At 60.8% G+C, this 26,658-nt stretch carries 24 protein-coding genes and 1 tRNA gene; 15 read left to right on the forward strand and 10 right to left on the reverse strand.

The features are described 5' to 3' along the window. The first annotated feature begins 53 nt into the window (after window positions 1–53). The 7 genes from lipB to J3L12_RS04800 all read left to right on the forward strand — a co-directional run bounded on the left by lipB (window position 54) and on the right by J3L12_RS04800 (window position 7,429). A complete protein-coding gene (gene lipB / locus J3L12_RS04770; RefSeq protein ID WP_208013899.1) occupies window positions 54–752 on the forward strand; it encodes a lipoyl(octanoyl) transferase LipB in 699 nt (232 codons plus the stop codon). Further along, the gene (gene lipA, locus J3L12_RS04775) at window positions 749–1,723 is read left to right on the forward strand and encodes a lipoyl synthase (protein WP_208013900.1); all 975 of its coding nucleotides are present in this window, start codon (window positions 749–751) and stop codon (window positions 1,721–1,723) included. Before lipB ends, lipA begins: the two co-directional genes overlap by 4 nt. Window positions 1,724–1,743: 20 nt before the next feature. Next, a complete protein-coding gene (locus J3L12_RS04780) occupies window positions 1,744–2,142 on the forward strand; it encodes a DUF3054 domain-containing protein (protein WP_208013901.1) in 399 nt (132 codons plus the stop codon). A 6-nt stretch (window positions 2,143–2,148) separates the two neighbouring features. Then, on the forward strand, window positions 2,149–2,790 hold the full coding sequence (locus J3L12_RS04785; protein WP_208013902.1) for an MOSC domain-containing protein: 642 nt from the start codon (window positions 2,149–2,151) through the stop codon (window positions 2,788–2,790). Between the two features lie 406 nt (window positions 2,791–3,196). Further along, window positions 3,197–5,131, forward strand: coding sequence for a hypothetical protein (locus tag J3L12_RS04790; protein WP_208013903.1), 1,935 nt, complete (start codon window positions 3,197–3,199; stop codon window positions 5,129–5,131). A gap of 13 nt (window positions 5,132–5,144) precedes the next feature. After that, the gene (locus tag J3L12_RS04795) at window positions 5,145–6,977 is read left to right on the forward strand and encodes a S8 family serine peptidase (protein WP_243454943.1); all 1,833 of its coding nucleotides are present in this window, start codon (window positions 5,145–5,147) and stop codon (window positions 6,975–6,977) included. A 56-nt stretch (window positions 6,978–7,033) separates the two neighbouring features. After that, window positions 7,034–7,429, forward strand: a complete 396-nt coding sequence (locus J3L12_RS04800; RefSeq protein ID WP_208013904.1) for a hypothetical protein — start codon at window positions 7,034–7,036, stop codon at window positions 7,427–7,429. 142 nt (window positions 7,430–7,571) lie between these two features. On the opposite strand, the gene rplI is transcribed toward J3L12_RS04800, so the two are convergent. The 6 genes from rplI to J3L12_RS04830 form a co-directional block, all read right to left on the reverse strand. Next, the gene (gene rplI, locus J3L12_RS04805) at window positions 7,572–8,021 is read right to left on the reverse strand and encodes a 50S ribosomal protein L9 (protein ID WP_208013905.1); all 450 of its coding nucleotides are present in this window, start codon (window positions 8,019–8,021) and stop codon (window positions 7,572–7,574) included. A gap of 12 nt (window positions 8,022–8,033) precedes the next feature. Then, window positions 8,034–8,261, reverse strand: a complete 228-nt coding sequence (gene rpsR / locus J3L12_RS04810) for a 30S ribosomal protein S18 (RefSeq protein WP_208013978.1) — start codon at window positions 8,259–8,261, stop codon at window positions 8,034–8,036. Window positions 8,262–8,332: 71 nt separating this feature from the next. Next, entirely contained in the window at window positions 8,333–9,169 is an 837-nt protein-coding gene (gene ssb, locus J3L12_RS16900) for a single-stranded DNA-binding protein (RefSeq protein WP_208013906.1), read from the reverse strand. A gap of 156 nt (window positions 9,170–9,325) precedes the next feature. Continuing rightward, the gene (gene rpsF, locus J3L12_RS04820; RefSeq protein WP_208013907.1) at window positions 9,326–9,640 is read right to left on the reverse strand and encodes a 30S ribosomal protein S6; all 315 of its coding nucleotides are present in this window, start codon (window positions 9,638–9,640) and stop codon (window positions 9,326–9,328) included. Window positions 9,641–9,935: 295 nt separating this feature from the next. After that, entirely contained in the window at window positions 9,936–11,039 is a 1,104-nt protein-coding gene (locus tag J3L12_RS04825) for an FAD-binding oxidoreductase (protein WP_208013908.1), read from the reverse strand. 175 nt (window positions 11,040–11,214) lie between these two features. Then, window positions 11,215–11,289 (reverse strand) — tRNA-Ala (locus J3L12_RS04830). A gap of 179 nt (window positions 11,290–11,468) precedes the next feature. Here J3L12_RS04830 and rpsB point away from each other — a divergent pair. The 4 genes from rpsB (at window position 11,469) to frr (ending at window position 14,402) form a co-directional block, all read left to right on the forward strand. Beyond that, on the forward strand, window positions 11,469–12,215 hold the full coding sequence (gene rpsB, locus J3L12_RS04835; protein ID WP_208013909.1) for a 30S ribosomal protein S2: 747 nt from the start codon (window positions 11,469–11,471) through the stop codon (window positions 12,213–12,215). 100 nt (window positions 12,216–12,315) lie between these two features. Then, window positions 12,316–12,906, forward strand: a complete 591-nt coding sequence (gene tsf / locus J3L12_RS04840) for a translation elongation factor Ts (RefSeq protein WP_208013910.1) — start codon at window positions 12,316–12,318, stop codon at window positions 12,904–12,906. A 138-nt stretch (window positions 12,907–13,044) separates the two neighbouring features. Beyond that, entirely contained in the window at window positions 13,045–13,749 is a 705-nt protein-coding gene (gene pyrH, locus J3L12_RS04845) for a UMP kinase (RefSeq protein WP_208013911.1), read from the forward strand. 92 nt (window positions 13,750–13,841) lie between these two features. After that, on the forward strand, window positions 13,842–14,402 hold the full coding sequence (gene frr / locus J3L12_RS04850) for a ribosome recycling factor (RefSeq protein WP_208013979.1): 561 nt from the start codon (window positions 13,842–13,844) through the stop codon (window positions 14,400–14,402). A 339-nt stretch (window positions 14,403–14,741) separates the two neighbouring features. Here frr and J3L12_RS04855 read toward each other — a convergent pair whose 3' ends face one another. From J3L12_RS04855 to J3L12_RS04870, 4 genes are all read right to left on the reverse strand, one after another. Continuing rightward, window positions 14,742–16,451 carry a S8 family serine peptidase gene (locus J3L12_RS04855; RefSeq protein ID WP_243454945.1) on the reverse strand — a complete coding sequence of 570 codons (1,710 nt, stop codon included), beginning with the start codon at window positions 16,449–16,451 and terminating at the stop codon, window positions 14,742–14,744. A 539-nt stretch (window positions 16,452–16,990) separates the two neighbouring features. After that, window positions 16,991–18,061: an ABC transporter ATP-binding protein gene (locus J3L12_RS04860; protein WP_208013912.1), complete on the reverse strand. Its 1,071-nt coding sequence runs from the start codon at window positions 18,059–18,061 to the stop codon at window positions 16,991–16,993. Window positions 18,062–18,068: 7 nt separating this feature from the next. Beyond that, window positions 18,069–20,291 (reverse strand): iron ABC transporter permease, encoded by a 2,223-nt coding sequence (locus J3L12_RS04865; protein WP_208013913.1) that lies wholly within the window; start codon window positions 20,289–20,291, stop codon window positions 18,069–18,071. 156 nt (window positions 20,292–20,447) lie between these two features. Then, entirely contained in the window at window positions 20,448–21,476 is a 1,029-nt protein-coding gene (locus J3L12_RS04870) for an ABC transporter substrate-binding protein (protein ID WP_208013914.1), read from the reverse strand. Window positions 21,477–21,841: 365 nt separating this feature from the next. Here J3L12_RS04870 and J3L12_RS04875 point away from each other — a divergent pair, with 365 nt between their 5' ends. The 4 genes from J3L12_RS04875 (at window position 21,842) to J3L12_RS04890 (ending at window position 26,618) form a co-directional block, all read left to right on the forward strand. After that, complete coding sequence (locus J3L12_RS04875; RefSeq protein WP_208013915.1) at window positions 21,842–23,434, forward strand: Na/Pi symporter; 1,593 nt, start codon at window positions 21,842–21,844, stop codon at window positions 23,432–23,434. A 65-nt stretch (window positions 23,435–23,499) separates the two neighbouring features. Further along, window positions 23,500–24,636, forward strand: a complete 1,137-nt coding sequence (locus J3L12_RS04880) for an FAD-dependent oxidoreductase (RefSeq protein ID WP_208013916.1) — start codon at window positions 23,500–23,502, stop codon at window positions 24,634–24,636. Between the two features lie 270 nt (window positions 24,637–24,906). Further along, complete coding sequence (locus tag J3L12_RS04885) at window positions 24,907–25,719, forward strand: ABC transporter ATP-binding protein (protein ID WP_208013917.1); 813 nt, start codon at window positions 24,907–24,909, stop codon at window positions 25,717–25,719. A gap of 71 nt (window positions 25,720–25,790) precedes the next feature. Beyond that, window positions 25,791–26,618, forward strand: coding sequence for an ABC transporter permease (locus tag J3L12_RS04890; protein ID WP_208013918.1), 828 nt, complete (start codon window positions 25,791–25,793; stop codon window positions 26,616–26,618). Window positions 26,619–26,658 lie beyond the last annotated feature (40 nt).

Below are 26,658 nucleotides of genomic sequence, written 5' to 3' on the forward strand. Positions count from 1 at the left end.
CTCTGTGACTTCGTTCCTGTGCAATGGACGGGCCAGGAGTATGCTTTAGGGGTATGAGTGCCGCCTTCGAGGTGGAGAGGCTGGGCCTGCTGCCCTATCGCCAGGCCTGGGAATATCAGAAACAGGTTCATGCCGAGGTGGTGGCCGGGAAGCGCAAACCCACCCTGCTGCTACTGGAGCACCCCCGTACAATCACCCTGGGACGGGCTGCCAAGCCGGAGAACCTGCTTTTGAGCGAGGCGCAGTACCAGGCCCAGGGCATTGAGCTTTTTAGCATCGAGCGCGGGGGCGACGTCACCTACCACGGCCCCGGCCAGCTGGTGGGCTACCCCATCTTCCCCGTGGGGCGACAGGTACGGGGGTTTTTGCGGCAGCTCGAGCAGGTCATCATGCAGGTGGCCAGCACTTACGGCATCGAGACCTACGCCACACCGGGCTACGCCGGGGTCTGGATTCGCAAACCTGCGCCCGTGGCGGGCTGGCCCGATATCGAAGAAAAACTCTGCGCCTTTGGGGTGGCGGTCAAGCAGGATGTGGCCCTGCACGGCTTCGCCCTCAATGTGAACACCCATCTGGACGACTTCAACCTGATTGTGCCCTGTGGCCTGAAGGACAAAGGTGTAACCTCGCTCCAGAAAATCCTGGGCCGGGAAGTTAGCATGAACGAGGTGATGGAGCGGGTCATTCAGGCCTTTGAGCAACATTTCCCATCGTTCGAGCCCCAGCAGACAGCTACCAAGGAACTGGCATGAGCAAACTCAAAACCATACAGCTCGAGGATTTCCAGCACGGCGGCCTGATCGAACTCAAGGTCATCCCCAACGGGGTTGCCCAGGAACGCCCGGAACCCGTAGACCGCCACAAGCCCGCCTGGCTCCGCGCCACCGTCCCCACCGGCCCCAACTACCAGCACCTCAAGGAGCTGACCAAGCGCCTGCGCCTCAGCACCGTCTGCCAGGAGGCCATGTGCCCCAACATCGGCGAGTGCTGGGGTCACGGCACCATGACCATCATGGTGCTGGGGAGCGTGTGTACACGGGCCTGCAAGTTCTGCGCGGTGGATACCGGCAACCCCAGGGGCTGGGTGGATCCCCAGGAGCCCCTGCACGTGGCCCAGGCGGTAGCCGAGATGCGCCTGAAGTACGTGGTGCTGACCTCGGTAGACCGCGACGACCTGCCCGACGGCGGGGCCTCGCACTTTGCCGAAGTGGTGCGGCAAATTAAGCGGCTCGATGCCTCGGTCAAGGTCGAAACCCTCACCCCGGACTTCCAGGGCAACCTGCGCGACGTGGAAACCGTGCTGGGGGGCGGCCAGGACGTGTTTGCCAACAACCTCGAGACCGTCCGCCGCCTGACCCCCAGGGTCCGCGACCCCCGGGCCGGCTACGACCAGACCCTGCGGGTACTCGAGCACGCCAAAAAGGTGCGCCCCGAGGTGCTCACCAAGTCCAGCCTGATGCTGGGCCTGGGAGAAACCGACGACGAGATTCGCCAGGCCATGCGCGACCTGCGGGCCGTGGGGGTGGATATCGTAACCTTCGGGCAGTACCTGCGCCCCACCAAACACCACCTGCCCGTCGAGCGCTACGTGACGCCGGAGGAGTTTGCCAAGTACCGCGACTGGGGTTATGAAGAGGGCTTTATGGAGGTCTTCAGCGGCCCCCTGGTACGCAGCTCCTACCGCGCCGAAAAGGTGTTTTTTGAGGCTGTAAAGGCCGAGTAGGCGGGCCTGACTTCCCAGGTATGTCCAGCGCCGTAAAAACCCGCAAATCCGCTCGCCTGCTGGCCTGGGGCGATGCAATTTGTATCGTGCTTTTTGCCATCATCGGCCTGCAAAGCCATGGCGAGCCGGTAAGCCTTTCCGGTATCGTCCGCAACGCACTGCCCATACTGTTGGTCTGGTGGCTTATTGCACCGTTTCTGCGTACCTACACCCGGCCCACCTGGCAAAACCTGCTCTACACCTGGGCCATTGCGGTCAGCACCGGGGTCTGGCTGCGTTTCATGGTTTTGCAAAAATCTTTCGATACTGGCTACCTGGTCTTCTGGACGGTCAGCCTTGCAACAACCCTTTTGCTGCTCTTGTTATGGCGGTTTGCGGCACACCGTATGCTTCACTCCAAAGAAGCCTTCCCGAGGTAAATCACCGTGCAGCTTCTATCCATTAACATTGGCCGTCCGCAGTCCTTACAAGTAGGCGATCGCCCCACAGTCACCGGCATCTACAAAAACCCTGTGGAGAGAGCGCAAATATCCACTTTAGGACTATCAGGCGACCACGTAGATGACCAGGAGCACCACGGCGGCCCCGACCAGGCCGTGTATGTGTATAGCGCGGAGGATTACGACTGGTGGATGGAGCAGCTCGGCGAGGGGCTCGAGCCCGGTACTTTTGGCGAGAACCTGACCTTCTCGAGCTTCGGCGAGGGGACAGTGCGTATTGGGGACCGTTTTCGGGTGGGCCCGGTCTTGCTGGAAGTATCCGCTCCCCGCATTCCCTGCGCCACGCTGGCCGCCCGCATGGGCGACCCCAATTTCGTCAAGAAGTTTCGGCAGGCAGGTCGTCCTGGGTTTTATGCCCGGGTGCTCGAGGAGGGCCGGGTTCAGCGCGGTCAATCTATCGAAAAAATAGCAGCCCCAACCCACCACGCAACACTGCTCGAGGTCTTTGATCTCTGGTACGACAAAACCCCCGATGCCGCCCGGCTTCGCTGGGTTCTGAGCGCCCCTCTGGCGGAACGGGCCAGGGCTGTTTACGCCGAGCGCCTGAAATCACTCGAAGTGCTTTGACCTGGCTCTTACAACTTGAGGTTCTGCACAGACTTCCTGAACGGCTACCAGAACATCCATACATTGTGGTGTAAACCACAAAATCCGTATTTTCGGACACTGCCAGACTTTGCAAGCTAAAGCAACTTAATCCATTGCTAATGCCGCCCTTATCTGATACCCGACTGCACCTTTTCATAACTTACCGTTTCCTGTAATCAACAAGGAAAACACATTTATTCCGAATCAGTTCGTTACCTAACGTAACGTTTTGAGGTCACGCACCTAAGGTGTTAATTATTTGTTAACAACGTTATATATTTTGCACTGTCCAACAAATATGCGCCTCGAGGGGGTGGTTCGCAAAAAAGCCAACATTTCGGTCTGGTAAACCTGAAGTTTCTTTGAGGAAAAGCCAGGAGGTTCCATGCTAAACAGGGCTTTGTGGGTGAGCTTGCTGGGGAGTGTGGTGTTGGTGGGTTGTAGCAATCAGCCCTCCAATGCCTTCCAGCTCAACAGCAGCCTTGCTGAGGTGACCGAAGAAGGCAGCATCCAGCTCTCAGCCCAAGTGAGCGGCGAGGTCAGCAAAGTCGAGTTTTTTGAAGGCAGCCGCAAAATTGGCGAAGACCTCGTTGCACCTTTTGTCCAGGAGGTTCAGCTCACCGTAGACCACAACGGCGAGATGACTTTCAGCGCCCGCGCCACCATGAGCAATGGCAGCGTACGGAGTAGCAGTACCAATGTGCGGGTCAACATCTCGCACATCAAGGGCCGGGTCTACCAGACCGCTCGCTCGGGGGGGAGTACCCTGGCCGGCGCCACCATTATTTTGAACTTTGGTCAGGTCAAGGCCACCGCCATCAGTGGGGTAGACGGCTCCTTCAAAATTCCCGTCAAGGGCAAGCCCTGGGGCTTCGATATTTTGGTGATTCCACCCCCCGGCAACATGGGTCTGCGCGCCCTCAGCTACGATAGCGTGCCCCTTTCAGCTTACGTGTCCAATCTGGGTGCTTCGCGTGAGCTCAACATCTATTTGCCCGGTGGCCCCCAAGCTCTCAACCCCGTGGCTCCGCCCCGCTTTGGTTGCATCACTGGGCGACTGGTAGATACGGACGGAACCACCCCAGTGGTAGGCACTCCGCTCTCGGGCAGCAGCGCCCCCAACCGCACCTCCCCCGCCGCCTGCAATGGCTCTCGGCCTCCCGGCCTGAGTCTGGCGGCAGTCCCCTTGCGGCCCGGGGAGACCGGGCTCCTGACCTATCGGGGAATCCAGGGCGTAATCAGCGGCGCAGGTGGGAACTTTTTGATGCCCGTGATTAGCAGCGTCAACTCGTTTGCCACCGAGGGCTTCGTCTGGGCGGGCAATTTCACCGGAACCGATACCGGCAATCCGGCCACCGCCAGCGAGTTCTTCTGGAGCAAGTTTGCTTACCTCCCCCAGGTCAAGACCTTCATCAACAACGGCCAGATCACCAACCTGACCGACCCCATCCGCTTACAGAACTTCGACCCGGCCAGCAATCCAAACGTGGTGACGATTCCCTTCAGCCACGACACCTCGGCCCTGACCCCCGGCGGCTTCGACTTCAGCCCAACCGGCAATGCTCTTTCACTGACCGAGGTTTCCTTTGAACCCTCGGTGACGGGCGGCAGCATCACCCTGGGCACCTACTTCGACTTCACTGCCGGGCCCCGCAACCTGCGGGTCTATAGGATTCCCGCCGGCAAGCAAGGCCAGACCATCGCTACCGAAAGCCAGGCCCTCAAGTTTGATGCAGCAGGCAACCTGGCAGCGTTCTCGGTGGTGTATCGCTGGTTTAACGGTACCAATCTGACCGCCAACAAAGCCGACTTCATGGCGGTGCCGGTGCTGCAAACCCCGGCCAATGGCGCCACCAATGTCAGTCGCAATCCCCGCCTGTCGTGGAAAGCGGTGGATCGCCCGGCGATCTATACGGTGACCCTCTACGACGGCGATACCGGCGCGCCCATCCTGACCACCTACACCCCCGAAACCTTTCTGAACATTTACCAGATCAAGCTCGAGCCCAACAAGGTCTACTTCTGGGATGTGGCCGCCGACGAGAACGCCCAGATGATTGACCTCATCTCGGTAGACCCCGACGCACACTTGGCGGCCCGCTATGTGGATCTGGGCACCCTGAATTCCTATCGCAACACCCGTTACCAGAGCAACCCGGCGAACGATTGGCGCGGCCAGGTGGCAGAGGCTTTCTTGAATGCGGTGGGGTATGTGCCCCAAACCGGCTGGTCACCCGGTTCTACCTTCCTGGTACAGTTGCTCGAGAAAGGGTACCGCTTCTCCGGCAGTGAAACATTTGCCTTCCAGACGGGCAACTAAGGGGGTGATAAGGATGAAAAAGATGGTTTTGTTGAGCATCGCTGCAATCCTTCTCGCCGCCTGTGGCGGTTCACGCCATGCCCAGCCTCCTCAGGGGCAACCCGATCTGACCAGCATTGGCGGTAGCCAGGCGGTAGCCGGTGAAATTCTGGTCAAGTACCGCGGGGGCGTCTCCATGAGCTCCATAACAGCCTTGTCGAATAGTCAGATCAAGGCCAGCACCGGCAGCGACGACTGGGGCACCCTGGCCCTGGTTAGCGTACCCAAAGGGCAGGAGCAACGGTTTATTGAGCAGTATGCCTCCCAGGCTGGGGTTGAGTACGCCGAACCCAACTTCTGGATTCCCCACGAGCGCCAGAAGGTGCAGCTCCACCGGGCATCGGGCCCCTCGGCCCAGCTTAGCCCCTCCGATCCCTACCTGACCCAGATTCCGCCGGGAGATGCTTTTGCCACAGCCGGCGCCCACAACCCCACCGGCCTGCGGGTGAGCGGGGTGGTGCGGGCCAGTATTCGGGTTGGTACTACCGACATACCCGTCGCGGCTCAGGTCTCCTCGAGCGGGGCCAGCATCAGCGTAGCGGTAGCCCTGAGCCCCGACCTGAACCTGCTGGGGCAGGGCACCCTGCAAAGCAACGGCAGCTACACCGGCCCCTTCACCCTTAAGCCCACCGCCCTGGGCAGCAACCCCTGCGATGCCACCTGCTCTACCGGCACCTGGACGGCCAGCCTCACCGGCATCAGCCAGAACACCAGCCTGGTGGACGCCAGCGGTACCCAGACCCGCAATTTCAACTTTGTTGGTACCGTGACCGCAGGGCCAGCCCTGGGCACCCCCCTGGCAACGACCCTGGCCGGGCCGCTGCCTTTTACCATCGTGCTGCGGGGGGTCTTTACCTATAACAACGTGCCCTGGCTATGGGGTATCCACCGCATCAACGCGCCGGCAGCCTGGGCCGGTGGCGTAACGGGGCGGGGCGTGCTGGTGGGGGTCATTGACGACGGCGCCGACCTAACCCACCCCGACCTGGCCCCCAACCTGTGGCGCAACCCCAACCCTAGAAACCCGCTTTGCCCTGGTCTGCACGGCTACGACTTTGCCAACGAAGACACCGACCCCACCGATACCAACGGCCACGGCACCCACACCGCCGGCACCGTGGCGGCTGCCGCCAACAACATGGGTGTGGTAGGAGTGGCCCCCGAGGCCAGACTACTCATCGTGAAGGGTCTGACGTACTTTGGGGGAACCGTTTACATGCTCACCAGAGCTCTTAAGTATGTAGCCGACTGTGGGGCCAAGGTCTCCAACAACTCCTGGGGTGGCTCGCAAAAAAGCAAGGCCTTCGAGGATGTGCTCAAGTACGGCACTGCCAAGGGGCACGTTTATGTGTTTGCAGCCGGCAACTCTTTCGACGCCGGCAACCCCCCCTCCGATCCGGTACGCAACAGCACCACCATCGCGGGCGTAATTGGGGTGGGGGCCATGAGCGCCAATAACCTGCGCACGGCCTTCTCGAGCACCGGCCCCTACGTAACCGTGATTGCCCCCGGCAACGCCATTCTCTCCACCATACCCCAGGAACAGGGCAACCCCGGCGACCCCTACGGCTTCCTGCAAGGTACCTCCATGGCCGCGCCCCACGTGACCGGAGTGGTGGCCCTGATGTTTAGCGCCAAGCCCAGCCTGACCCCGTTGCAGGTGCGGGTTGCGCTGGAACAAACCGCCAATGCAACCCTGACCGGGCAGCTCGCCAAGCCCGACTACCAGGCCAGCACACCTGGGCAGTTCGGCTACGGTCTGGTGGACGCAAATGCCGCCGTAGACTACGTGAAGGCGAATTACTAATTCCAAGCTTAATCTCGCCCCAGGGGCTCCTCAGCCTCTGGGGTTATGCTGGTCTCATGCGCCGGTTGCTTGTTTTGCTGGTTGCGGGTCTGGCCCTGGCCCAACCCGCCCCAATCCCCCCACCACGCCAACCGGAGGAGCCCAAAGGGGCAGGAATCACCATCGAAATACAGGTGCAGATACAAAACAAGCCTGCCGAGGGCCTGATTGCCACGTTGGGTCGCCGTGGCCCGGAGGGTCGCCCCATCGCAACCAACGTTCGGCCTGCCCTGCAGGTCACCGATGCCAGGGGGGTGGTGCTATGGTCGGGCCTGCCGGATGGAATCTGGGTGGTGAATCTTCGCGACCCCAGAAGCGGGTTTGCCATCTCGCTGCCAGTTCAGCTCGAGTTCCTCAACCAGACCATCCGGGTTGGGCCATACACTGTCCAGCTTTTTATGGCCATGCCTTGATCGCGTTTCCCACAAACACTCCACCTGCGATGCGGACTGTTTTACCCAGAACAGCAAAACCCGCTGTTCTGGGTATTCGTGGGAACCGCTCTGAGGCAAACAAAAACCCCGCCTTGTGCAGGCGGGTAAAGGCTGAGTATCCTCAGGCCTTGTCGGCCACCACTGAGACCTTGAGGGTCATGGGCACCTCAGGGTGGGGCTTGTAGGCCAGGGCGTAGTCGCCCAGGTCTTTAATGGGCTTTTCCAGGGCTAGTTTCTTAGGGTCAATGGTGATCTGGTGCTGGGCCTCGAGGGCGGCGGCAATTTCCCGGCTGGTCACCGAGCCGTAAATTTTCTGGTCGCCGGCCTTAACCTTGAGGACTAGGGTAATGGGCTCCAGCAGCTCCCTCAGGCGCTCGGCCTCGGCCTTGCGCTCGGCGGCTTTCTTGGCCTGAGCGCGAATTTTGGCTTCCAGGGTTTTGAGGTTGCTCTCGGTAGCCAGGGTAGCGATCCCCCGGGGCAGCAGGTAGTTGCGGGCATACCCCGGCTTGACGTTCACCACTGCGCCCACATCACCCAGGTTTTCCATAGGTTCAAGCAGAATCACTTTCATCTTCCACTCTCCCTATTTCCGAACCAGCTTCTCGGTGAAGGGCAGTAGGCCCATCATACGCGCCCGCTTGATGGTGCGGGCCAGTTTGCGCTGCTCCTGAGCGTTGAGTCCGGTACGGCGACGTGGCAGAATCTTGCCGGTTTCGGACAGGAAGCGCTTGAGGATATCCACATTCTTGAAATCGTTGAGGTCGAAGGCTCCCACAGCCGCAGCCACTTTGGGCTTACGGCCACGGCGCATTGCGCGCTCGCCCCGCTCACGGTCTTGGCGGTCGCCTTTGGCGCCGCCACGGTTGGACATCTTCTTGGTGCTCAAAACGGTAAATCCTCCTCAGGTGGGAAATCGTCTACCAAGCCTTCATCAATATCTACCTTGCCCGTACGGCCTTTGGCTGCGGCTGCAGCGCTTTGGGAACTGTTTCCACCTGTACTTTGTCCAGTTCCACGGGCAAGTCGCTCGAGGCGGGAAAGCTCTACACGGGTGGTGTAGCGCCTTGTGCCATCCTGAGCGGTCCAGGAGTCGTTCACCAAGCGTCCGATTAGGAACGCTCCGTCTCCTTTTTTGAGTTCTGCCGCAAACTCGGCCAGCTCGCGCCAGGCCTGAGCCTCTACATAGTGCACCTTTTCCTGCTCGCCGCCCTGGCGGGTGGTGAACTTTTCGTTCACAGCCAGCGAAAGGCGGGTCACGGCGGTTCCCTGGGGGGTATAGCGCAGCTCGGGGTCGCGGGTCAGGTTGCCCACCAGCATCACCTGATTGAGGCCGTCCTTAAGACGCTCCTGTCCACGGGCATCGGTGATGGTCACCTGGCCCCGCTTGCCTTCCAGGCTCACAATCTCCATGCGGTCGGCGCGGATTTCCAGGCTGCTTTTTTTCTGACCATCCTGTTCCCAGGCACGGTACTCGAGCTTGCCATCCACAAAGAGGGCCATGCCCGCCTTCAGGGTGTCGCCCCAGAACTCCGCACTTTTGCCCAGCAGTTTGACCCGGTGATACCAGGCGGGTTCGCGGGTCTGACCCTGCTCGTCGGTAACGACATCGTTGCCGGCCAGGTTAAGTTCCATCACAGCCAGGCCACCGGCAGTGTAGCGCAGTTCGGGGTCTTGGGTCAGGGTGCCTACGAGGGTTACGCGGTTGAGGCCTCGAGCCATATCAATCAGTCCTTTTTCGTTTCGGTCTTTTCATTAGATCTTAATTCAGGCGTTTCGCATTTTGCCTTTAGCTTTCGGCTTGGGGCTTTCTGCTTTTCGCAGCCCTTGAGTTCCGTTATGGTCTCTGGCCTCAGAACTCAGGTTGGGCCAAACAGCTCATTTCTTCTTTTTGCTGTTTCGCCATTCGGGACGGTCGCGGAGGATGGTTACACGACGCACATGGTCGCGCAAGCGCAGTTCACGCTGAAGCGCGGCGTTGCTGCCCCCGGCCATTTCCACGGTGTAGAAGACCACGTTGCCTTCGGGATCTTTCTGGATGGGATAGGCCAGGCGACGGTTCCCCCAGTCATCAATGTTTTTGATCTGGGCGCCGTGACGCTCGAGGACGGACTTTATGATGTCCTTCTCCTGGGCGGCCTGCGCCCCATCGAGGTTGGGGTTTAGGATCAAATTAACCTCGTATTGTGGCATACTCACCTCCTTTCTGGTTCGGTTGCACCCCAGGGCCTGGTTTTGCTTCAGTGGGGTTGGGGCACAACACAATCTAGCAACCCTTTCGGGTCACGCAAGGTGAGAGTATATCAGATGAAGGCCAGGAGAACCAAATTAAGGGCATCGGTGCACCCCAGCTCTTGAAGCCTTAAGCAAAAGCATCTCTCAACCCTTTGCCATAATCAAATAACCGCTACGGCAGCGACCCCGACACTTCTACCGCCATGCCGACCGCGAGATGTACAAGGCCAAAGGGCAGGCCGCCGACAAAAGCTCAGGTTAGCCAGACGGCCCCGGGCATCCGGCCCCCGTGCAAGACCCAGGCCGCCTCCCGCCCCAGCAAGGCCCCCACCGCATTTCCGGTTCCGCTGTAGGCGCCAATGGCCCAAACGCCGGGCCGTGCCTCCTCGGCAATGGGCAGGCCCGTGGGGGTATAGGCCACCGAGGCGGCCCAGCGATGGGTGATGGGGGCCTGGACACCCAGTTGTTCAAGCAGTTGCTCCAGCCGGGCCTGCACGGGCTCACTCGGCGCTGCCTCCGTGGTCCACTCGGCTTCACCTCCCGCGTCGCGCATCCCTCCCAGGGCGATGCGTCCGTCGGGCAACTGCTGCCAGTAGTCGTATCCCCAGCGCCGGTAAACGGGCCGGGTATAGCGCATTTCCACCGGGGCCGTGGCCAGCATCTGCAAGCGGGCCGTGCGCACCCGGCCTTTCAGTTCGGGTAATAGCTGCTCGAGCCGACCATCTACCGCCACCAGAACCCGCTCACAAAGGATCCGCCCCTGGGGGGTTTGTACCTCCTGGCCGCTGATGAGCAAAGCCGGGCTGTGTTCAAAAAGCCGGGCCCCCCTGTCCAGCGCCTGCCGCGCCAGCGCCCTGCAACGCTGTAAGGGGTTGAAGGCGGCGTCGCCTGGAATCAGGAGCCCCTGTCCCTCCGGGCCTTCGTAGGGTAGAGCCGCAAAGCCATCGGCACGCAGGGCTTGCAGATGCTGCTCACAATCCTCGAGCTCCTCCGCCGAAGCCGCAATTCTCAGCGAACCCACCTGCCGGATGGCCTGGGGGGTCTCGGTTTTCATGTGTTCGATCTGCTCGAGGGTAGCCTGGTACAGACGCCTGGCAAGATCGCGCCCGTGATCGGACACGGTCTGGTGGTAAAACTTAGCAATGCCGGCCAGCAAGAACCCCCCATTGCGACCCGCGGCTCCCCCCGCTACCGAACCGGCGTCGAGCCCGACCACGGTTCGACCCAGCCGCAGCAGCTCGAGGATGGCCGAAAGCCCCGACCCCCCCAGCCCGATCACACATACTTCGGCCTCGAGTTTACCCTGCAGGCTGGGCAAACCCGGCCAACTTCCATCGTCCCAAACGGGTGTGTTCATTCCTCCAGCATAAGGCGCTGATGGCCGATAGCCCATAGCTGATTGCAAGCGCAGATAGGAACTTTCGAGTCTGCAAAGACCCGGCGCTCTACCGAGGCAGTACGCAAGATGCAAAGCACGAACAATCGCGAAACTATTTCGCTATCGTCTATCCGCTATTGGCTATCAGCTTTCCTGGTGGAGGCGAAGGGATTTGAACCCCCGACCTTGTCCTTGCAAAGGACCTGCTCTCCCGCTGAGCTACGCCCCCAGGGGCCAAACAGCACCAAGGAGTATAGCAACCGTGCGGACTTCCGTAAAGGGTGTCTCTCGGGTATACTCTTTTTTTGGGTGTGCCAAGCGCTACCTGGGGTTAGGGAACGGTACCCAGGGCAAAAGCGCAACCAGCACAAATCAACGCCCGCTCCAACCGTCCCGTCAGGAGAAAACATGGCTGCAAACGTAAGCATCAAGGAACTGCTCGAGGCCGGCGTACACTTCGGTCACGAGACCAAGCGCTGGAATCCCAAGATGAAGCGCTACATCTACGCCGAGCGCAACGGCATTTTTATCATTGACCTGCAAAAAAGTATGGTTGAGCTCGAGCGTACTTTCAAGTACGTGCAAGACCTGGCCATGCGGGGGGCCACCATCCTGTATGTGGGCACCAAGAAGCAGGCCCAGGAAATCGTGCAGCAGGAAGCCGACCGCGCCGGAATGCCCTATGTCAACCAGCGCTGGCTGGGCGGTATGCTCACCAACTTCCGCACCATCACCGCGCAGGTCAACCGCCTGGCCGAACTCGAGGCCCTTTTCGCCTCGGAAGAGATCAAAGAGCGGGTCAAAACCGAGCAAGTACGTCTTCAGCACGAACTCGAGCGCCTGCAAAAGAACCTGGGCGGCTTCCGCAAGCTGCGCCGCCTGCCCGATGCCATCTTTGTGGTAGACCCCACCAAGGAGGCCATTGCGGTCAAGGAAGCCCGTAAGCTGGGTATCCCGGTGATTGCCCTGGCCGACACCGACTCCGACCCCGACGTGTGCGACTACATCATACCCGGCAACGACGACGCCATTCGCTCGATTCAGCTCATCGTGAGCCGCATGACCGACCTGATCGTCGAGGCCCGTGGTGGTGGGCGCGAAATTCCCCCCGCCAGTACCGAGGTAGCCGCCACAACCGAAGCAGCAGAAGCATAAGCGGGGCCAGGGGTGAGGGAAAAGGGGTCAGTACTAAACGGGATTTTTGGAATCTAACCCCTAACCCCCATCCCCTAAATCCCCTCCAGAGGTGAAACCGATGTCTCAACTAGAGCTAATCAAAAAACTACGTGAACAGACCGGCGCTGGCATGTCCGACGTCAAGAAGGCCCTGGAAGACGCAGGCTGGGATATGGAAAAGGCCACCACCCTGCTGCGCGAGCGGGGCGCCCTCAAGGCCGCCAAGAAGGCCGACCGCGAAGCCCGCGAGGGCATTATTGGTGCTTACATCCACCACAACCAGCGGGTGGGGGTGATGGTCGAACTCAACTCCGAGACCGACTTTGTGGCCCGCAACGAGGAGTTCCAGCGTCTGGCCAAGGATATTGCCATGCACATCGCCATGGCCAACCCCCGCTACGTGAGCATCGAGGAGGTCTCGCAAGAAGACCTCGAGAAGGAAAAAGCCATCTACATCCAGCAGCTCCTCAACGAAGGAAAGCCGCAAAACATCGCCGAGAAAGCCGCCGAAGGCCGCATGAAAAAGTTCTACGAAGAGATGGTGCTGCTGGAGCAGCCCTTCGTCAAGGATGAAAAGATCAAGGTGCGCGACCTTATCCAGGCCGCCATCGCCAAGATTGGCGAGAACATTCAGGTCAAACGCTTTAGCCGTTTTGAAGTGGGGGCATAGGCCATGTTTGCCGGGGGTCGAGAGTCGCAAGGCTTTCGACCCTTTTCTTCTGCCTTAGCCAGAGGCTCCAGCAAGTGAACCAGCCGCTCGATACCCATCAGGAAGAGGGTGGCCTGCATTCAAAATCGTGGGGGCGATATGAAATATAAACGCGTGCTGCTGAAACTTTCAGGCGAATTCATGAGCGGTAATGGCTTCGGGATCCAGCCCGAGGCTACCAAGGCCCTGGCCCAGGAGGTTGCCAAGGCCCATCAGCTCGGTGTCCAGGTGGCCATTGTGGTGGGCGGCGGCAACTTCTGGCGGGGGGCCCGCCAGGGCGTGGGCATGGATCGGGCTAGTGCGGACTACATCGGTATGCTGGCCACTATTATGAATGCCCTGGCCCTGCAGGATGCTCTCGAGTTCATCGGCGTACCCACCCGCGTCCAGACGGCCCTGACCATCCAGCAGGTTGCTGAGCCCTACATTCGCCGCCGGGCCATCCGGCACCTGGAAAAAGGCCGGGTGGTGATATTTGGCGGCGGCACCGGCAACCCTTACGTGACCACCGACACCGCTGCGGCGCTGCGCGGCCTGGAAATGAACGTGGATGCAGTTTTGATGGCCAAAAACAAGGTAGACGGGGTGTACAGCGACGACCCTCGCAAAAACCCCGCTGCAATCAAGTACGACGACCTGACCTACCACCAGGCCCTGGTAGAAGGCTTACAGGTGATGGATGCCACCGCCATGGCCCTGTGCCAGGAGCAAAATATGCCCATCGTGGTGTTCGATATGTTCAGAGAGGGCAATCTGGAAAAAATTATCAAAGGGGAGCGGGTGGGCACCCTGGTGCATAGCTAGGGCTACATGAAGGTCAAGTTCAAAGCCAACAGGCCCGTTGCCCTGCAACCTTTGAGCGATTTAGAGGTAAGCTATCCAGGATTAAGGAGGCAATCATGCTCAAAGACCTCTACACCGAAGCCAAGAGTCACATGCAAAAATCGTTGGAAGCCCTCGAGCACCACCTCGCCACCTTGCGCACCGGCAGGGCCAATCCCGCCATTCTAAGCAACATCAAAGTCGAATACTACGGCTCTGCCATGCCCCTAAACCAGGTGGGCACCGTCTCTTCACCCGACCCCCGAACCCTGGTGGTGCAGTCGTGGGATCCGGGTATGCTGAAGGAAATCGAGAAGGCCATCCGCGACTCCGATCTGGGCCTCAACCCGACCAACAAGGGCGATGCCCTCTACATCAACATCCCGCCCCTCACCGAGGAGCGCCGCAAGGATCTGGTCAAGTCGGTTAAGCATTACGCCGAGGAAGCCAAAATTGCCGTTCGGAACGCCCGGCGCGAGGCCCTCGACAAAGCCAAAAAGATGGAGAAGGAAAAGCACCTCTCCGAGGACGCCATCAAACGCGCCGAGGCCGAAATCCAGAAGATTACCGACGAGTTCGTGCACAAGATAGACGAAGTCCTGCACAAGAAAGAGCAGGAAATTCTGGGAGGCTAGCCTACTCTGTACCTTCAAGCAGGGCTGTACGTCCATCAGGAATCTCCAGGGTCAGGGACGAACCTCTTCAGGCCAGAGAAAACTCCCAAAGGCCAGGCCCGTTCGACCTTGGCCCTGGGTATTTCGGAGCAGTTCCACCCTCACGCCTCCAATACCAACTTTAGGCGTCCAACCCACTTTCAACGATACACAAGGTGAAAGTGGGTGGTAGGAGGCAGGTAGTGGGTTTCTACCACCTGCCCCCTAACCAACCTCCTCTGCTTAGCAGCCCTATTTTGCAAAGCTTTCAGGCAATGATGGTACAAGCACCGCCCTTTGACAAGCTCACTGTGAGGTAATCTAGCGCATCAACTGGTGGATGACTCCCTGGAAAACCTGCGCCTGTCGCTCCACGCTCAGGCTGCCCAGGTCACCACTTACAAAGGTGGCCTTGCCCTTGCCATAAGCACTGGACTCGGCTACCGGGCGCTGGCCCTGGTTGTTGCTAATGAGCATCAGCCGCCCACCCTGCTCTACATACGCCCGAAGCATTTTGCGGTGGGGCTCGGGCCAGTTGTCGCTCCAGTTAGCGGGCAAAACCCAGACAACCAGTGCGAAATCGTCTACCTTGTCGGCTCCAGGACGCTGTTCGGGTTTGATCTGCATCACCTCGGTGCGAAAGCCCAGGCCATCCAGGGCCCGCTTGGCCCCATCTGCGCCGGTGGTCTCGATGATCAGAAGGGCGGTTTTTTCCCCTGGCAGTGGGTTGTTGCCAGAGGGCTGCCCAGGCTGGGGTGGGCTGGTCTGGGGGGGTTGTGGGGCTGGTGGGGTGGGAGGTGGGCTGGGTTGAGTGCCTTGCGCGTTGTCGGGTTGTTTGGGGCGCAGTACGGCCAGGGCTTCTCCCAGGCGAATGAGCCCCCGGCCACTGCCAGCCACCTGAAGGCTTTGCGCCGAGCTAAAAAGCGCCTGCCGCACCTGCTCGGCCTTAAAGCCTCCCGACATGAGCAGCGCCGCACTACCGGCGGCAATGGCGGTACTTACCGAAGTGCCGCTCATCGCCATATAGCGCCCACCGGGAATGGTCGAGAGTACATCCACTCCTGGGGCTACCAGGTCTGGCTTGCTCAGCACCACGTTGTAAGGTGCACCCCAGCGCACCTCGCCCCGGCTGCTGAAACCCGCGACCTGGTTAGAGGCATTGGTTGCCCCAATGCCGAGCACATCAGGCATATTGCCTGGTGAGGCAGTGCCGCTACCCGAGTTGCCAATGGCAAAAACCGGCAGCACCCCCATCTGTTTCATGCGTTCGATGGCGGCAGCAAACTCTGTCCAGGTGCCTTCCATCCCCAGCGACATCGAGACCACCTGCACGTTTTGCTCGAGCACCCAGTCCAGCCCGCCTAACACCTGCGCAAGGGTGCCATAGCCATCGGGCAGCACCAGCGCCGATACCAGGCGGGCCTCGGGGGCTACCCCGACATTGTTGCCTACCAGGAGCCCGGCGGTATGGGTTCCGTGCAGTGAGGAGTCATAAGGCTCGCTGAGGCGGGGCGTGCCGTCGGGGTTGATTACCGCAAAGGCTGCAATTTTGCCGCGCAGGTCGGGGTGAGAGGCATCTACGCCGGTATCCAGATGCCCAATGCGAATCCCCTGACCGCGCAGGCCACTGGCCCACAGGCCGGGAGCCCCGATATGCTGCAAAGCCCAGTTGCTGCCGCTGTTCACCGGAACCGAAAGGGCCGAGGCAACCGGCTGGGTCATCCGAACCGCCCGATTCGCATAGACCCGCCGCACCCCCGGCACCTGCATCAGGCGCTCTACCTGCGACTCGGGCACACGCACCAAAAAGCTCTGGCTGGCCCAGAACCCTCCGGCAGCCTTGATTTTGAGGCGTCCCTGCATCTGGCCGAGGTGGGCTTTGAGCAATCGCATCAGTTCGGCCCGGGCCTGCCCAGGGGGTAGCTGTGGGCCCTCGAGCTCCACAATAACTTCCACCGTGCGCGATTGGGCCAGGGAAACAGGCGCCAGCGGGATGAGCCATAACAGGGCGAGTAGAAAGCGGAGCATCATGGCTACAGGCTAGGCGGCGGCCTGTGGCCCTGATTGAGGGTAATCTAAAGAAATCTTGGGATTGGGGTTGAGCGTTGCTTAAGGTTGGGCTCGCCGGCACCCGAAACCCTCGAGCACAAGCGTCTGCTCCACAGGCCAATCGCCCGTCGCAGGTCTCAAGTCGCAGGTCAAAGGCCAGGGGCGCGGGAGTCGCTGAGCAGCACCTCTGTACAGGACATCATCTCGGGCTTGCTCAATACCCTCCCCAACCCTTCCCAGGCTGTAGGGCGGAGGCCAGGGGCAACCACAGACGTGAACCCTGGAGATGTGTGGGCGTCATTAGGACTAATGAGAACGGCAGCTTCAACAGCACAAGAATCATTGAATCCAACAACGAATACCCGTGTCATTCTGAGGAGGCGTTAGCCGACGAGGAATCTGATACCGTGTAAGGCTAGTGAATGCCTGGGGATGATAGCGCATCGGATTCCTCGCTGCGCTCGGAATGACCCTTTTGACTGGGTTTTTGTGCCGTTCGCGTCACCGTTCTGAGTATGTCTTCAGGCAGGCAGCAAGAACATTCCCTGTGGCGCGAACTGAACCTTGACCCTCTCGCCGCGACCGGGGAGCTCTGGGGCGTCGCCGGCCACTACCCCCTCGAGCCGCCCCACCGGGGTATCCACGCTAAATTCGGTGGAGGAACCCAGAAAGGAGACCAGGTGCATGGTGCCGTCTAGGCCGTCGCCACTGGGGTATACCCGCAGGGCCTCGGGGCGTACCATGACGGTCACTTTGCCCGAGATGCCCTGTTGCTGGTAGGGTTGGCGGTAGCCGGCCACCTCCACATAGCCCCCGTGGTACTGCCCCTCGAAGAAGTTAGCCCGCCCGATGAAGTCGGCGGCAAAGCGGCTAATGGGCCGGGTATAGAGGGTGCGGGGGTCGCCCTGCTGCTCAATGACGCCCTTGTTCATCAGTACCACCAGGTCGGAGATGGCCATGGCCTCTTCCTGGTCGTGGGTCACGTAGAGCGAGGTGATGCCCAGCTCTTGTTGCAGGTCGCGGATTTCCTCGCGCACCCGTTTGCGTAGCTTGGCATCGAGGTTGGAGAGCGGTTCGTCGAAGAGCAGCACTCGCGGCTGCATCACCAGCGAGCGGGCCAGGGCCACGCGCTGCTGCTGCCCTCCCGAGAGGGCGGCCACCGGGCGTTCCTCGAGGCCACTCAGGCCCACCTGATGCATCACCTCGGCTACCCGTTCACGAATTTCCTGCTTGGGCCTTCGGGTCACCTCGAGGCCATAGGCGATGTTGTGATACACGTTCATGTGGGGGAACAGGGCGTAGCTCTGGAACATCATGGTGATGTCGCGCAGGTACGCCGGTAGCCGGGTCACGTCTTCCCCACCAAAGAGAATCCGCCCTTCGGTGGGGCGCTCGAGGCCGGCTACCATCCGCAGAATGGTGGTTTTGCCGCAGCCCGAAGGGCCCAGCAGGGTAATGAGCTTCCCCGCGGGTAGCTCCAGATCCACCTTTTCGACCGCCGTGACCTTGCCAAATTTCTTGACGATGCCCTCGAGCTTGACCGATACCGCCTGTGGCCTTCCGGTTTGCTTTGCCGATACCGCTTGTTGCATGGTTACCTCACACTGCGGCTTCCAGCGAGGTGCCGCGCCCCAGCCGCCGCGAGACGGCAAACAGAATCAAAATCACCGTGAGCAGCCCCAGAATCATCACCGTAGCCATGGCCGCACCCCGCCCCAGGTCGCCTTGCTCAATCCAGCGCAGCATCAGCACGGTAGCGAGGGTATTGCCGGGGCTGATCAGGAAAATAATCTGGCTGATGGCGGTCATGCCACGCACAAACGCAAAGACCATCCCGGCCAAAAGCTGCGGTATGAGCAGGGGGATCAACACCCGGCGCAGGGTGGTGCTGGAGGGGGCCCGTAGCAGGGTGGAGGCTTCCTCGAGGCTCTTGTCAATCTGCGAAAGACCCGAAATAACCCCCCGCACCGCCGCCGGCATGTTGCGAAAGACCAGCGCCAGCACAATGATAATGCCAGTGCCGGTCAGGAGCCAGGGGCCGGTGTTGAAGGCCAGAATGTAGGCCACCCCCATCACGGTGCCGGGGGTGGCAAAGGAGAGCATCGAACCGACCTCCAACAGCCCCCGTCCCCAGAACTGCTGCCTCGAGACCAGGTAGGCAATCAAGAAACCCACCAGGGTAGCGATGATGGCGCTGATAAAGGCCAGTTGGGCAGTCTTGAGCAGCACCGGCAGGCCCAGGTTGGTCAGGTCTAGGTAGTGCTTGAAGGTAAAGCTGTTGTTGATGCCCCAGATCTGCACAAAAGAGCCAAAGAAAATCGAGAAGTACAGCAGCACCACCGCCAGCCCCCACAGGGCCAGGATGGTTTGCAGGGTGCGCTCGAGCCAGACCGGCAAGGGCGAGAAGTTGCCCGCCCCCGGCTTGCCCGTGACCGTGACGAACGAGGTGTTGCCCAGCCAGAGCCGCTGCAAGCCAAAGATAGACAGCACCAGACAGAGCAGCACCGCGCCATAGACGGCAGCCTCATTGGGGTCGTAGCGCCCGGTCAGGGCCAGGAAGACCTCGGTAGCCAGAAAGTTGCGGTCACCGCCCAGCAGCATGGGGTTTCCGAAGTCGGCCAGCGACTCGATGATAGTGAGCAAAAAAGCCGCTGCCAGCCCGGGGCGCAGCAGGGGCCAGGTGATGTCGCGGAAGGTGTGCCAAGGGTGGGCCCGCAGGGTAGCAGAGGCCTCCTCGAGGGCCGCATTAAGCCCCTGCACCGAACCACGCAGAATCAAAAAAGCCACCGGCGTGAAAGCAAAGACCTGGGCAATGGCCACCCCGTTGATGCCAAACAGAAAGCTGGTTTTGAGGCTCAGCAGGTCGCTGGTGATGATGCCACTGCGTCCCAGCCAGTAGGTGAGCGCGAAGGCAAACACGAATGGGGGTGTGATCAGGGGCAGCAGGCTTACCACCGCCAGACTACGGCGTACCCAGGCCGCCCTCGAGCGCTGCTCCAGGAGCGCAAACACCAGCCCCAGGGCCGTGGTGATGGGGGCCACGATCAAGGCCAGGTAAAGGCTGGTGGGGAAGGCCCCGCCGCCAAAAATCCCCGCCCCCACAATCCAGCCCAGCACTAAGCCCACTCCCAGTCCGATCAGGACTCGAGGCCAGCCAAAGCCTCCACGAGCCGCCAGCCCGGCGCCCAGGAGGCCTATTGCCAGGGTGGTCAGGTTTACCAGCATCTGTTCGGAGTGGTCGGTGTAGGGGTTTTCGATGCTGATGAAGAGGGGCGAGGTCAGGACACTCTGAATCTTGTTCAGGGTGAAGACCCCTTTGACCAGCACCGATTCGCGCAACACGGTAAAGAGCGGGTAGACAATGAACAGAAGCACGAAGAGGCTTGTGAGCAGGATACTGCTGGTCACAAAGGGGTCATTTTGAATGATGCCCGACTCGCTCAACCCAATGCCGACCATCACCAGCAGGGCAGTCAACACAAGAAGTGCGCCCACCCCAAATGGCACCGAGGTGGTGACCAGCCAGCCCACCCCAGCCAGGAACCCTGCGCTCCCCAGCCCCACCAGGGCATAACCGCGCTGCACCAGGGGCAGATGTAGCAGGCTCGAAAGGGTCAGTACCACCACCACCGCCAGCAGCAGCCCACCCAGCCAGGGCGCTTGGTTCAGCACCTGCAGCTTGCTATCGAACTCGAGCAAGCTGCGGTCGGTGCGCCCCCAGGGCAGCACCAGCAAGCTAATCAGGGCCACCAGGCCGGCCATCCAGGCCGGTGAACGTCCACTGGCAATGCCCTTGAGGCTCGTTCTTCCAATTACCGCCATGCGAGCTCCCCTCATCAAGAACTCGAGCCTACCCTTGGAATCGGCTCGAGTTCTGCATCTTTTGCCTTTTGACCGCCGTACCCCATTGGGGATTGGCTAACGTGCTTCCATCAAAGGGTTATGTCGTCTGACGCATACCCCTGACCATCAAGTAGCTCAGCGCCGAGGCAGCGGGAAGACCTCCCGGGTCCACTTGGTAATCAGCCGGGTACGCAGGTCGGGGTCGCCGAATTTCTTGGCATCGTAGTTGATCAGCTTGAAGTCCTTGGGGTCGGGGATGCCCTCAATGAGGGGGGTCTTGGTGTTGGAGGGCAACGAGAAAATGCCCGCCCGGAAGCCTACTTGCTGGCCCGCAGGCGAGACGGCCCAGTCCATAAAAGCCTGGCCGTTGGCCTTGTTCTTGGCCCCGCGTACCAGGCTCAGGCCGCCAATCTCGTAGCCGGTGCCCTCGCAAGGGGCCACAATCTCGATGGGGAAGCCCTGCTTCTTGAACTCCACCAGGTCGTGCATGAACTGAATCCCGATTCCAATTTCGCCGCGTCCCAGCGCAATGCGGGGGGCCACCCCCGAACGGGTGTACTCAGCTACATTGCGGTGGTAGCTTTTCATCAGATTGAAAGCCTCATCCTCGCCAAAGATCTGCACCAGGGTGGCGATCAGGGTATAGGCCGTACCCGAGGTGTTGGGGTTGGAAACCTGGATCAGCCCACGATAGGCTGGGTTGGCCAGGTCTCTCCAGCAGCGGGGGATGGGCGCGCCCCGGTCCTGTAGCACTTTGGGGTTGATACCAAAGCCCAGAATCCCCTGGTAGAGCGGGATGTAGGTGGTGCCGATGGCCGCCTTCATGGTGGGTGAGAGGTCGTTGTAGGCCTTAACGCGGTACCACTCGGTTATGGCATCCTTGAAGGCTTCGTAGTGAGGGTCGCCGGTGCCGCCGAACCATACATCGAAGGTGGGGTTGGCCTGCTCGGCCCGCAGGCGGGCCAGGGCCTCGTTAGTGGAGACGCTGACGATACGCACGTCAATTCCGGTGGCCTGCTTGAAGGCCGGGCCCAGGGCCTCGCACCAGTTCTGGGTGACGCTACAGATTACGTTAACCACGCGCTGCTGGGCCAGGCCCGTGCTCATCGTCAGGAGAAGAGCCGCAAGAACCCACCAGCGGACATTCCGCTTCCAAATAGCCATATTTGAGCCTCCTCGGCTGAATCATACGGCTTGTCAGAAAAATGTCAAGATTCAAGTGCCCCACACGACAGATTGGGGCTGCTAGATGCACTGGGTACCGGGTTGTTGCTGGCAGCTTGCCATGAGTTGAAAGCCCAAAGCCAAAAAGTCGCCAACACTGGTTCAACCGCTAATGGATGGGTGATTGCGGGATCGAAAAACGGAGTCAAGAAATTAGCTTTTCGGCGAATAAGAGGGGGCTACCGAACTGATAGTCGGCCTGACCAAGCCGTACAATTTTGAGCCACCCAGGGGTCGAAATTGCTGGACTTTAGGGGTTATTGGGCCTATACTTCCAGCAGATTGAATGGTCAGGGGAACATCAAGTGTTAGAAGCCCTGGGTGGTCTGGCGTTGCTGGTGAAGGGCCTGTCGTTCCTTTCCCAGGCCCTGGCAGTGGTGGTGGGTGGGCCCGCCCGGCGGGTCTTGACCTGGGCTACGGCACGCTCGAGGCGGGCCTGGCTGGCCGGAACCCTGGTGGGTGCCCTGACCCTTAACAGCACGGCCCTGAGTCTGACTGCCATTGGGCTGGCCGAGTCGGGCATCGCCAGCTTTGGCTCGGCGTTGGTGCTGGGTCTGGCGGCCAAAGGGGGGGCTACGGTGGCCCTGCTTTTGGCCGCGACCCCCATCAGCGCGATGGCCCTGCCCATTGTGGGGGTGGGTTTTCTGGTCTCGCTGTACAAGCGAACCCAGGTCTGGGGCGAAGCGGTTTTAGGGCTGGGGATGCTGCTCTTGGGTATTTCCTTGATGGTACAGGGGCTTTTGCCTCTCACCGAGTCCGAACTTTTTGGCTTGATTCGTGAAAATCTGGAGTCTTCGCCGCTTGGCTTGTGGTTACTGGGTTTTGCCCTGGCCTCGCTGCTGGGTTCGGCCAACGCGGTAGCGGCCCTGGCCCTGGCTCTGGCGGCCTCGAGTGCCCTGAGCCTCTCAGCAGCCCTGCTGCTGACCCTGGGGGGTGGGGCCGGGTCGGGGATGATTCTGCTCCTGACAACCTGGAATAGCACTCCCACTGCCCGCCGGATTGCCACCGCCCACCTGGGCTGGAAAATCCTGCTTTCCATTCCTTTTGTGCTGTTTCTACCGGCCTTTGCCCGCTTCAGCAGCGAGCTGGCCCAGCAGGTTGGACTCGGCCCATCAGCGGCAGTAGCTCAAGGGCATCTGCTTTATCACGTGCTGGCTTCACTCCTGGTCTTGCCGTTGGTGCGCCCCCTCGAGCGTTTCATGCGCCGGGTGATCCCCGATACGGAGTACCATATCAGCCCCAAGTACATCTCCGAGGAAGCCCTGAAATCGCGCGAGCTGGCCTCCAGCCTGGCTTTGCGCGAGGTGGGCCGCATTGGCGACCAGCTCTCGGAGATGCTCACCGAGACGGTAAAAATCCTGGCCCGTGGCAACGGCGATGCCGCCGACGTGGCCCGGCGCGAGGAAAAGGTAGACCAGTTGGCCCGTGCGATTGTGCTCTACCTGAGCGACCTTTCGGCCCGACACCCCGGCGACTCGCCCCTGATGCTCATGATGGCGGCCAGCGAGATTGAGCACATGGGCGATCAGGTACGGCGGATGCTACGCAAGCAGGACAAGCTCTACGCCCAGAACCTCGAGTTCTCCGAGGAAGGCCGCACCGAGCTAGCCGACGCCGCCGGGAAAGTGCTGGAGCGGCTGCGCCTCTCCCTGGCAGCCCTGGCCACCCGCAACGAGGCCCTGGCAGCGCAGGTCATTGCCGAGCGCATGCATCTGGAAAGCCTTTTGCTCGAGTTGCGCCGCTCCCATCTGCGCCGCCTGGAGAAAGGGCGCATCGAAAGCCGGGCGACGACCCTCGCACACCTCGATCTGCTGATTGTGCTAGATGAACTCGACCAGAGCATTACCCGCTTGGCTTCGCTGTCTCTTGACCTGCACCGTCCCCTGGCAAGCGCTTAGCTTGCGCCATGCCGGTTCTCTTTCCTTTTTGGCACAAAGCCGCTCGGTGCGCTACAGTAGGCGCGATGATTCGCTACGACGTGTTGGTGGTGGGGGCGGGCATTATTGGGGCGGCCTGCGCTTACCGTCTGGCCGAGCGCGGTTTGAAGGTGGGGGTGCTCGAGCAAGCAGCCGCTCCGGCAATGGGCTCTACCGGCAAGAGCGCTGCCGGGGTGCGGGTACAGTTTACCGAGGCTACCAACATCCTGCTCTCCTGGCACTCCATTCAGGAGTACCGGGCCATGCCCGAGGCAGCCTACCGGCCCATCGGCTATCTATTCCTGGTGCCGGATAGCCAGTGGACATCCCACCTGAAGGGGGTAGAGCTTCAGCAAAGCCTGGGCGTGCCCATAGAGGTGCGCGACCTGGAAGCCGCTCAGGAGTGGTTCGACTTCCTGCCCATGGCGGAGGGCCTGGAGCCCATCCTGGGAGCCACCTTTGGCCCTGCCGACGGCATCGTGGACCCGCACGGCATCTGTCTGGAGTACCTGCGTCGCGCTCGAGCGCTCGGCGCAGAGGTACTTACCGAAACCGAGTTCCTGACGGCAGAGCAGGTGGGCGGTGAGTGGAGGGTCAGTACCTCCAGGGGTTCCTTCCAGACCCCGTTTGTGCTCAATGCGGCGGGGGCCTGGGCGGGTGAGGTGGGGCGGCGAGCGGGGTTATCAATTCCCGTGGAACCGGCGCGGCGCATGGTTTTCTGTACAGCGCCCATTCCATACCCCTCCTGGCATCCCCTGACCATAGACCTCTCGAGCGGTTTCTGGTTTCGCCCCGAGCATGACCGGCTGATTTTGGGGCGCAGCAATCCTCTGGACGTGGGGTTCCGCGAGGGCATGGACTGGAGCTGGCTCGAGCCCACCCTGGAAGTCGGTCTGGCCCGCTTTCCCTGGCTCGAGCTATTTCAGCTCGACCAGAAGGCGAGTTGGTGGGGCTATTACGAGGTCACCCCCGACCACAACCCCATTCTGGGCCGGATGCCAGGGGTCGAGGGCTGGTTCAATGCCTGCGGCTTCTCCGGTCACGGCGTGCAGCAGGCTGCCATGGTAGGCCGACTGATGGCCGAGGAAATTGCCGATGGAGAGGCGTATAGTCTGGACATCAACCCACTCCGCTACGAGCGTTTTTCCCAGACCCGAAAGCTGGCGGAGAAAAATATCGTCTGAAAGTCTGCGCTACAAGCCCTTGCCAACTCGCACGGCTTGCGCGTACACTTGGCGTTGGTAGGTGAGCCATGATTGACCCTATTGTTCTCATGACCCGGTTCCGCGCCTGAGGCGCCGACCCCAACCCGACCCGCATTCAGAGCGCTACTTGCGTTTTCTCGGCGGCCTTCGGGCCGCCGGTTTCTTTGGAGGGGCCATGCCAGACTTCCAAGCCCAGACGAGCACTTTTACAACCCCTAGCCCCAATAACCCGCTCATACAGGATCATCTATGCTGACCCTAAAACCCACCCAAACCCAACTCGCCATCGAGGTCTCCGAGCTCAAAAAGGTCTTTCGCAAACGGGACGGACTGCGCGCACCCCTCAAGGAGGAGTGGGCCCTTAAGGGGGTTTCTTTTCAGGTTCGAGAAGGTGAGACCTATGGCCTTTTGGGGCCTAACGGCTCGGGTAAATCCACCCTGATTCGCATTCTTTCCACCCTGCTGACTGCCGATGGCGGCACGGTGCGGATGCTGGGCTACCGCCTACCCGAAGATGAGGCCAGGCTGCGCCGCAAGATGGGCCGGGTGAGTGTGGATGCGGCCTTTTACAAGAAGCTCTCGCCCCGCGAGAACCTGCTCTATGCCGCACAGCTCTACGGCCTCGAGCCCCGCCAGGCCGAAAAAAGGGCCATGCAGATTCTGGAGCAGCTGGGCCTCGAGTCCCGCCGCTTCAGCGACCCCATCGAGGAGATGAGCCGGGGAATGCAGCAGAAGATTTCCATTGCCCGCGCCCTCCTCATCAATCCGCCGCTCTTGCTGCTAGACGAACCCACCACCGGCCTCGACCCCAAGAGCCGCCGCGACGTACAGGCTTTTCTGGAAGACCTCCGCGCCCGCGAAGGCACCACCATCCTGCTCACCACCCACGACATGGCCGAGGCCGAGCGGCTTGCCCACCGCATAGGCTTCCTGGCCCATGGGCGGCTGGTCGCCGAGGGAACCGCTGAAGAGCTCAAGCGCCAGGCGGGTACACCCGACCTGGAAGAAGCCTTTATCGCACTGACCGGCGAGGAACTGGCTGAGGAAGCCGATAGTCTATAGCCGATAGCAAAAAAAGTGTTTAGCTATGAGCTATCCGCTAGTGGCTATTCGCACCATCGAAGGGAACCACCATGCTTGAACGATACCTGCGCCCCATGTGGGCTTTTGTCTTCCGCGACTGGCACCTGACCCGGCGCTACATGAGCTGGGTGGCGGTGTTTGTGTTCTATGCCATCGTCAACTCGGCCACCATTGCCCTGATCGGCAAGGCCCAGGACGACTTTCGCCTGACCCTGACGCTCTTGTTGGGGGTGCTGTTGTGGTCGTTTTTGTCGGCCATGTACAACGAGATTGCCAACTCCATCAGCTACGAACGCTGGGAAGGGACGCTCGAGTACACGTTTATGGCCCCGGTCTCGAGGCTCATCCACCTGACGGGGGTCTCGCTCTTTGCCATTATTTTCAGTGTGATTCGCACCATCGTGATCCTGGTGGGGCTGGTGCTGTTTATCCAGGTCTCGGTGACCGGAGCCAACCTGCTGGGCGTGCTGGTGGTCTTGCTGGTGGCCAGCCTGGCCTTCATGGGCCTGGGCCTGATGGCCGCCATTCTGCCGGTGATGTCGCCGGAGAATGGCGCCCAGGCGACCAACATCTTCCAGGGCATCTTGCTGCTGGTCTCGGGCATCTATTATCCGGTGAGCGTGCTGCCCTCCTGGGTGCAGCCCCTGGCCTACCTGAGCCCCGCCACCTACGCCCTCGAGGCCTGCCGCAAGCTGATGGGCATCAACCACCCCGACTCCACCCCGGACAAACTGGTGGGTGCGCCGCTCTCCTCAGTATTACCGGAGTTGGGCATCCTGCTCTTGATGGGCGTGGTGCTGATTCCGCTAGGCCTGCTGGTGTTTCACACTGCGGAACAATGGGCCAAGCGCACCGGCAAGCTCAAGCGGACGGGCTAGGAGAGGAGCCCCTGACGACCCTCAGTTCCTGATAAATCAG

The organism is Meiothermus sp. CFH 77666 (assembly GCF_017497985.1).
GTDB lineage: Bacteria > Deinococcota > Deinococci > Deinococcales > Thermaceae > Meiothermus.